9 protein-coding genes are annotated in these 8,192 nt (G+C 70.6%); 8 read left to right on the forward strand and 1 reads right to left on the reverse strand.

Going from position 1 to position 8,192, the window contains the following annotated elements:
- The first annotated feature begins 93 nt into the window (after positions 1–93).
- The 5 genes from ligA (at position 94) to MOJ79_RS18435 (ending at position 4,429) form a co-directional block, all read left to right on the forward strand.
- Complete coding sequence (ligA, locus tag MOJ79_RS18415; RefSeq protein WP_119288476.1) at positions 94–537, forward strand: protocatechuate 4,5-dioxygenase subunit alpha; 444 nt, start codon at positions 94–96, stop codon at positions 535–537.
- A gap of 10 nt (positions 538–547) precedes the next feature.
- The gene (locus tag MOJ79_RS18420; protein WP_241925468.1) at positions 548–1,411 is read left to right on the forward strand and encodes a class III extradiol dioxygenase subunit beta; all 864 of its coding nucleotides are present in this window, start codon (positions 548–550) and stop codon (positions 1,409–1,411) included.
- Between the two features lies 1 nt (position 1,412).
- Positions 1,413–2,366, forward strand: coding sequence for a Gfo/Idh/MocA family oxidoreductase (locus MOJ79_RS18425; RefSeq protein WP_241925469.1), 954 nt, complete (start codon positions 1,413–1,415; stop codon positions 2,364–2,366).
- A gap of 48 nt (positions 2,367–2,414) precedes the next feature.
- Positions 2,415–3,416: a Bug family tripartite tricarboxylate transporter substrate binding protein gene (locus MOJ79_RS18430; protein ID WP_241925470.1), complete on the forward strand. Its 1,002-nt coding sequence runs from the start codon at positions 2,415–2,417 to the stop codon at positions 3,414–3,416.
- A gap of 119 nt (positions 3,417–3,535) precedes the next feature.
- On the forward strand, positions 3,536–4,429 hold the full coding sequence (locus MOJ79_RS18435) for a helix-turn-helix domain-containing protein (RefSeq protein WP_241925471.1): 894 nt from the start codon (positions 3,536–3,538) through the stop codon (positions 4,427–4,429).
- Positions 4,430–4,438: 9 nt separating this feature from the next.
- Here the strand turns inward: MOJ79_RS18435 and MOJ79_RS18440 are convergent, their stop codons facing one another.
- Entirely contained in the window at positions 4,439–5,350 is a 912-nt protein-coding gene (locus tag MOJ79_RS18440) for a LysR family transcriptional regulator (RefSeq protein WP_241925472.1), read from the reverse strand.
- Positions 5,351–5,473: 123 nt separating this feature from the next.
- On the opposite strand from MOJ79_RS18440, the gene gcl reads away from it, so the two are divergent.
- The 3 genes from gcl to MOJ79_RS18455 form a co-directional block, all read left to right on the forward strand.
- A complete protein-coding gene (gene gcl, locus MOJ79_RS18445; protein ID WP_241925473.1) occupies positions 5,474–7,264 on the forward strand; it encodes a glyoxylate carboligase in 1,791 nt (596 codons plus the stop codon).
- A gap of 11 nt (positions 7,265–7,275) precedes the next feature.
- Complete coding sequence (hyi, locus tag MOJ79_RS18450; RefSeq protein ID WP_241925474.1) at positions 7,276–8,055, forward strand: hydroxypyruvate isomerase; 780 nt, start codon at positions 7,276–7,278, stop codon at positions 8,053–8,055.
- 25 nt (positions 8,056–8,080) lie between these two features.
- Positions 8,081–8,192: NAD(P)-binding domain-containing protein (locus tag MOJ79_RS18455; protein ID WP_241925475.1), on the forward strand; the 112-nt coding region annotated here is incomplete at its 3' end.

The raw sequence follows: 8,192 nt of genomic DNA on the forward strand, positions 1-8,192 counted from the left end.
CGCAGCAGCGCCGCGTGACGTTCGTTCCTCTGGCTTTGAGGCCAACTCGACGGGCGTCTGCGGCGATCAATTGCCTCTCAGCCTCTGAGCCCCATGGCCCTGCAAAAACCGTATCTCGACATCCCCGGCACGACGATCTTCGACGCCGACCAGTCGCGCAAGGGCTACTGGCTCAACCAGTTCTGCATGAGCCTGATGAAGCCCGAAAACCGCGCGCGCTACCTGGCCGACCGCCGCGCCTACCTCGACGAGTGGCCGATGACCGAGGAGCAGAAGCAGGCCGTGCTCGACGGCGACCTCAACCGCTGCATCGCGCTCGGCGGCAACATCTACTTCCTTGCCAAGATCGGCTCGACGCACGGCAAGAGCTTCCAGCAGATGGCCGGCTCGATGACCGGCATGACCGAAGCCGAGTACCGCGACATGATGATCGCCGGCGGCCGCTCGCCCGAGGGCAACCGCTTCCTCGGCGAGGACGGCGACGCCCAGCCGCAGCACCAGCCGCAGGGCCACGGCAGCGGCCGCCTGTTCGACTGAAAGGACCCCGATGGCCCGCATCACCGCCTCCGTCTACACCTCGCACGTGCCGGCCATCGGCGCGGCGCTCGACCTCGGCAAGACCGGCGAGCCGTACTGGCAGAAGGTCTTCGCCGGCTACGAGTTCTCGAAGCAGTGGCTGAAGGAGCACCGCCCCGACGTCGTGTTCCTCGTCTACAACGACCACGCGACCGCGTTCAGCCTCGAGATCATCCCCACCTTCGCGATCGGCACCGCCGCCGAGTACGCGGTCGCCGACGAGGGCTGGGGCCCGCGGCCGGTGCCCAAGGTCGTCGGCCACCCGGAGCTCGCGAGCCACATCGCGCAGAGCGTGATCCAGGACGACTTCGACCTGACGATCGTCAACAAGATGGACGTCGACCACGGTCTGACGGTGCCGCTGTCGCTGATGTGCGGCAAGCTCGACCCGGTAAAGGACGCGTGGCCGTTCAAGGTGATCCCGTTCGCGGTCAACGTGGTGCAGTACCCGGTGCCGTCGGGGCGGCGCTGCTTCGCGCTCGGCCAGGCGATCCGCAAGGCCGTCGAGAGCTACGACGAAGATCTCAACGTGCAGATCTGGGGCACCGGCGGCATGAGCCACCAGCTGCAGGGCGCGCGCGCCGGGCTGATCAACAAGGAGTGGGACAACCGCTTCCTCGACCGCCTGATCGACGACCCCGCGGGTCTCGCGCAGGTGCCGCACATCGAGTACGTGCGCGAGGCCGGCAGCGAGGGCATCGAGCTCGTGATGTGGCTGATCGCGCGCGGCGCGATGGCCGACGTGGCCGGCGGCCCCAAGCCGAAGGTCGCACACCGCTTCTATCACGTGCCGGCGAGCAACACGGCCGTCGGCCACCTGATCCTGGAGAACTGACATGACCCTCAACGTGGCGCTGGCCGGCGCCGGTGCGTTCGGCATCAAGCACCTGGACGGCATCAAGAACATCCCCGACGTCAAGGTCGTCTCCGTCGTCGGCCGCGAGCTGGCCAAGACGCAGGAAGTCGCCGACAAGTACGGCATCCCGCACGTCGCGACCGACCTCGCCGAGAGCCTGAAGATCAAGGAGGTCGACGCCGTCATCCTGTGCACGCCGACGCAGCTGCACGCCGCGCAGGCGCTGGCGTGCCTCGACGCGGGCAAGCACGTGCAGGTCGAGATCCCGCTGTGCGACCGCCTCGCCGACGGCGAGCAGGTCGTGCAGCGGCAGAAGGAGACCGGGCTGGTCGCGATGTGCGGCCACACGCGGCGCTTCAACCCGAGCCACCAGTGGGTGCGCCGCAAGATCGTCGCCGGCGAGTTCCACATCCAGCAGATGGACGTGCAGACCTACTTCTTCCGCCGCACGAACACCAACGCGCTCGGCCAGCCGCGCAGCTGGACCGACCACCTGCTGTGGCACCACGCCGCGCACACGGTCGACCTCTTCGCGTACCAGACGATGAGCCCGATCGTCAAGGCCAACGCGATCCAGGGGCCGATCCACCCGACGCTGGGCATCGCGATGGACATGTCGATCCAGCTCAAGGCGGCCAACGGCGCGATCTGCACGCTGAGCCTGTCGTTCAACAACGACGGGCCGCTGGGCACCTTCTTCCGCTACATCGGCGACAGCGGCACCTACATCGCGCGCTACGACGACCTGTTCACCGGCAGGGACGAGAAGATCGACGTCAGCGGCGTCGCCGTCTCGATGAACGGCATCGAGCTGCAGGACCGCGAGTTCTTCGCCGCGATCCGCGAGCGGCGCGAGCCCAACGCGAGCGTCGCGCAGGTGCTGCCGTGCTACCAGGTGCTGCACCAGCTCGAGCAGCAGCTCGCGGCCGACTGAGCGCGCCCGCCCCCCCGACCGACCCCACGACGACAGGAGCCCTTCCCGATGACCCGTCCAACCCCGCGCGATGCGTCGCGCCGCCGCCTCGTCGCCGCCGCCGCCGCGCTGCCGGTGATCGCCGCGCTGCCGCACGCCGCGCGCGCGCAGGCGCGCTTTCCCGAGCGGCCGATCACGATCGTCGTGCCGTTCGGCCCCGGCGGCATCGCCGACCTGACGGCGCGCGCCGTCGGCGAGCACATGGCCACGACGCTCGGGCAGTCGGTCGTCATCGACAACAAGCCCAGCGCCGGCGGCATCGTCGCCGCGCAGGCCGTGACCTCGGCCAGGCCCGACGGCCACACGCTGCTGCTGATGAGCAACGCCAACGCGGTCAGCGTCGGGCTGTTCAAGAAGCTGCCGTACGACCCCGTCAAGGACTTCGCGCCGGTGGGCACGCTCGGCTACTTCGACCTTGGCATCTTCGTGCCGGCCAACTCGCGCTTCGCGACGCTCGCCGACATGGTCGCGTTCGCGAAGGCCAACCCGGGCAAGCTCAACGTCGGCACGATCGCGATCGGCAGCACGCAGCACCTGTCGGCCAAGCTGTTCGAGACGGTGGCCGGTATCGAGGCGCTCGTCGTGCCGTACAAGGCCAGCCCGGCGGTGCTCACGGCGCTGCGCGCCGGCGAGATCGACGTCGCATTCGAGATCGTCGGGCCGATGATGCCGCAGGTCAGCGCCGGCGCCGTCAAGGCGCTGGCCGTCACGTCGAGCCAGCGCAACGCCGCGCTGCGCGACGTACCCACCGTCGCGCAGGCCGGTGTGGCCGGTTACGACGTCGCGTCGTGGAACGCGCTCGCCGCGCCGGCGGGCACGCCGGCGGCGGTGATCGACGCACTGAACAAGGCCGCGCGCGACGCGATCGCCACGCCGTCGGTGCGCGAGAAGCTCGGCAAGCTCGGCATGCGACTGGCCGCGAGCTCGCCGGCCGAGCTGCAGGCGCTGCTGACGAGCGAGATCAAGCGCTGGGGCGACGTGATCCGCGCCGCGAAGATCGAACCGGAATGAGCTGGCGCGGCCGGTGAGCGTGTGCGGCCCCGCGCCGCGTTCGTTGCGCCCAGAATCGCGCCATGTCGTCTGCACCCGCCGGCCGCCGAGCGTCCGTGTCGCCGCGCGCGCGCGGCGGCGTGCCCGCGTTCGCCCTGTACGGGGAACCGGGTGACCCGGTGCCCGCCGGCGGCGAGATGCTGCACATCGAGCCGATCCAGTCGCGCAGCCGGCTGTACCACTGGGAGATCGACGCCCACGTGCACCGCGGGCTGTACCAGGTGGTGTGGGTCCAGCGCGGCCACGCCGACGTGGACCTCGACGAATCGCACGGCCGCTGCGACGCACCGGCGGCCATCGTGATCCCACCCGGCGTCGTGCACGCGTTCCGCTTCGCGCCCGAGACCGACGGTTTCGTGCTGACGATGAGCCCGCGCTCGCTCGTCGAGGGCGACCTGCCCGCCGCCGGCGAGGCGCTGCACACGCTGTTCGCCGCGCCGCGCGTGCTCGCGTTCGACGCGCAGGCCCCCGACACGCAGCGCACCGCGGCGCTGCTCGACGCGCTGCTGGCCGAGTTCCGTGCGCCGGGCACGGCCGGGGCGCCGGTGCCGGTGTGGCTCGCGCGTGCGGCCGTGTGGCGGCTGGCGCAGCTGACCGCACAGGCGCAGCGCGACGCGCGCCCCGAGCGCGGCCGCGCGCGCCCGCACCGCGCGCTGTTCGCGCGCTTCCTCGCGCTCGTCGAGGCGCACCACCTCGAGCACTGGCCGGTGAGCCGCTACGCGTCGCAGCTGGGCCTGTCGCCGGCGCGGCTGAACCGCCTCGCGCGCGCCGAGACCGGATTGAGCGCGCAGGCCGTCGTGCACGACCGCCTGCTGCGCGAAGCGTGCCGGCGTCTCGTCTACGTCGCGGCGCCGGTGTCGCGGCTGGCGTTCGAGCTCGGCTTCGACGACCCGGCCTACTTCAGCCGCTTCTTCAAGCGCGGCACCGGGCTGGCGCCGAGCGCGTACCGCGAGCGACACGCCGCGCCGCACTGACGCGCCCGCTCAGCCGGCGTCGCGCGCCCACCAGCGGTCGGGAAACTGGCCCTGCAGCCAGTCGACGAAGCCGCGCACCTTGGTCGGCACCAGCTTCGGCGACGTGTAGACGGCGTGGATCTCCTGCACCGGCAGCGTCCAGTCGGTCAGCAGCGGCTGCACGGCGCCGTCGCGCACCGACGCGTGCGCGACGTACCACGGCAGCACGGCCAGGCCCATGCCGGCGCGCGTCGCCGCGAGAATCGCCGACAGGTTGTTGCTGCGCAGCGGCCCGCGCACCGGCACCTGCAGCGTGCGCCCGTCGGCACCGCTGAAGTGCCAGCGCTCGTCGCCCTGCACGCTGCTGTAGATCAGCGCGTCGTGCTGCGCGAGTTCACCGGGGTGCGCCGGCGTGCCGCGCCGCGCGAGGTACCCCGGCGCGGCGACGAGCACCCACGGGTTGACGCCGAGGTAGCGCGCGCCGAGCTGCGAGTCGGCGAGCCGTCCCATGCGGATCGCGAGGTCGATGCCCTGCTCGACGAGGTTCACGTAGCGGTCGTCGAAGCCGAGGTCGACCTGCAGCCCCGGGTGCTGCTGCATGAAGCGCAGCACCAGCGGCGTCAGCACGCGCCGGCCGAACGCGACCGACGTGCTGATGCGCAGCACCCCCTGCACGCGCGAGGCCATCAGCGACGCGAGGCTGTCGGCCTCGTCGAGCTCGTGCGCGATCGCCTTGCACTTGTCGTAGTACGCCGCGCCGACCTCGGTCGGCGTCACGCCGCGCGTGCTGCGGTGGAACAGCCGCGCACCGAGCTTGGCCTCGAGCGCGGCGACGTGCTTCGTCGCGGTCGGCTGCGTGATGCCGAGGTCGGCCGCGGCGCGGCTGAAGCTGCCGGTCTCGACGACGCGGATGAACAGCCGGATGCCGGTGACGCGGTCCATGGCGTATCGTAGCGCCAGCCATTCCGCCACGGAATAGCAGCTCTGCCCGCCGTGGCGTTCCGTTGCCGCGCGCGCGCCGCGACGATCGCACCCGTCCGTTCCACAGGCTCGAAGGAGACGCTCATGGCGAAGATGAGGGCGGCGATGGCCGCCGTGCTCGTGATGGAGAAGGAAGGCGTGACCAACGCCTTCGGCGTGCCCGGCGCGGCGATCAACCCGCTGTACGCGGCGCTGCGCGAGCGGCAGAGCATCGCGCACGTGCTGGCGCGCCACGTCGAGGGCGCGTCGCACATGGCCGAGGGCTACACGCGCGCGAAGGCCGGCAACATCGGCGTGTGCATCGGTACCTCGGGGCCGGCCGGCACCGACATGATCACCGGGCTGTACTCGGCCAGCGCGGACAGCATCCCGATCCTGTGCATCACCGGCCAGGCGCCGCGCGCGCGGCTGCACAAGGAGGACTTCCAGGCGGTGGACATCGAGGCCATCGCCAAGCCGGTGACCAAGTGGGCCGTCACGGTGCGCGAGCCGGCGCAGGTGCCGCGCGCGTTCCAGCAGGCGTTCCACCTGATGCGCTCGGGCCGCCCGGGTCCGGTGCTGATCGACCTGCCGTTCGACGTGCAGATGGCCGAGATCGAGTTCGACATCGACACCTACGAGCCGCTTCCGGTCTACAAGCCCGCGGCGACGCGCAGGCAGGTCGAGAAGGCGCTCGACATGCTGCTCGCCGCCGACAAGCCGCTGATCGTCGCCGGCGGGGGCATCATCAACGCCGACGCGAGCGACCTGCTCGTCGAGTTCGCCGAAACGATCGGCGTGCCGGTGATCCCGACGCTGATGGGCTGGGGCTCGATCCCCGACGACCACCCGCTGATGGCCGGCATGGCCGGCCTGCAGACGAGCCACCGCTACGGCAACGCGACGATGCTCGCGAGCGACTTCGTGCTCGGCATCGGCAACCGCTGGGCCAACCGCCACACCGGCTCGGTCGAGGTCTACACGAAAGGCCGCAAGTTCGTCCACGTCGACATCGAGCCGACGCAGATCGGCCGTGTGTTCATGCCCGACTACGGCATCGTGTCCGACGCCAAAGCGGCGCTCGAACTGTTCGTGCAGGTCGCCAAGGAGCGCAAGGCCGCCGGCACGCTGAAGGACTATTCGGACTGGGCGTTCCGCTGCGCCGAGCGCAAGCGGCTGATGCTGCGCAAGTCGCACTTCGAGCAGATTCCGATCAAGCCGCAGCGCGTCTACGAGGAGATGAACAAGGCCTTCCCGCGCGACACGATCTACGTGACGACGATCGGCCTTTCGCAGATCGCCGGCGCGCAGTTCCTGCACGTCTACGGCCCGCGCCAGTGGATCAACTGCGGCCAGGCCGGGCCGCTGGGCTGGACGATTCCGGCGGCGCTCGGCGTCGTCGCCGCCGACCCGACGCGCACCGTCGTGGGCCTCGCGGGCGACTACGACTTCCAGTTCCTGATCGAGGAGCTCGCGGTCGGCGCGCAGTTCCGGCTGCCGTACGTGCAGGTGCTCGTCAACAACAGCTACCTCGGGCTGATCCGGCAGGCGCAGCGCGGCTTCGACATGGACTACTGCGTGCAGCTCGCGTTCGAGAACCAGAACGTCGACGACCCGGCGCTGCAGGGCTACGGCGTCGACCACCAGAAGGTCGTCGAGGGGCTGGGCTGCAAGGCGCTGCGCGTGACCGACCCCGAGAAGATCGAAGCTGCTTTGCGCGAGGCGCAGCAGTTGGCGCGGCAACACCGGGTGCCGGTCGTGGTGGAATGCATCCTCGAGAAGGTGACCAACATCGCGATGGGCACCGAGATCGACGCGATCAACGAATTCGAGGAGATCGACTGCCGCCACCCCGCCGGCCGCGAGGGCCTGGTGGCTGCCGGCCTGCTCGACTGAAGGAGACGACGATGCCGCGCTTCGCCGCCAACCTGACGATGCTGTTCAACGAGGTGCCGTTCCTCGACCGCTTCGAGCGCGCGGCCAGGGCCGGCTTCGATGCCGTCGAGTTCCTGTTCCCGTACGCGTTCCCCGTCGCCGAGATCAAGGCCCGGCTCGACACGCACGGCCTGAAGCTCGTGCTGCACAACCTGCCCGCCGGCGACTGGGACGCCGGCGAGCGCGGCATCGCGTGCCACCCCGACCGCGTCACCGAATTCCGCGCCGGCGTCGGCAAGGCCATCGAGTACGCGACCGCGCTCGGCGTGCCGCAGCTCAACTGCCTCGCGGGCAAGGCGCCGGCCGGCGTCGACGATGCGACGCTGCGCGCGACCTTCGTCGACAACCTGAAGTACGCCGCCGCCGAGCTGAAGAAGGCCGGTCTGAAGCTGCTCGTCGAGCCGATCAACACCTACGACATCCCGGGCTTCTGGCTCAACCGCACCGCGCAGGCGATCGCGATCCTCGACGAGGTCGGCGCCGACAACGCCTTCGTGCAGTACGACGTCTACCACGCGCAGCGCATGGAAGGCGAGATCGCCGCGACGCTCGAGAAGCAGCTGGCGCGCATCGCGCACGTCCAGATCGCCGACAACCCCGGCCGCCACGAGCCCGGTACCGGTGAGCTGAACTGGTCCTTCCTGTTCGCGCACCTCGACCGCATCGGCTACCGCGGCTGGATCGGCTGGGAGTACAAGCCCGCGACGACGACCGAGGCGGGCCTCGGCTGGCGCCAGGCCTTCGCCCACTGACCCGATTCCGAAGGAGGAGCTCCCGATGACGACCACCCCGCTCAAGCTCGGCTTCATCGGCCTGGGCATCATGGGCGCGCCGATGTGCGGCCACCTGATCCGCGCCGGGCACCAGCTGTTCGTGCACACGCGCAGCA

It is taken from the genome of Calidifontimicrobium sp. SYSU G02091 (genome assembly GCF_022631395.1).
GTDB lineage: Bacteria > Pseudomonadota > Gammaproteobacteria > Burkholderiales > Burkholderiaceae_C > Calidifontimicrobium > Calidifontimicrobium sediminis.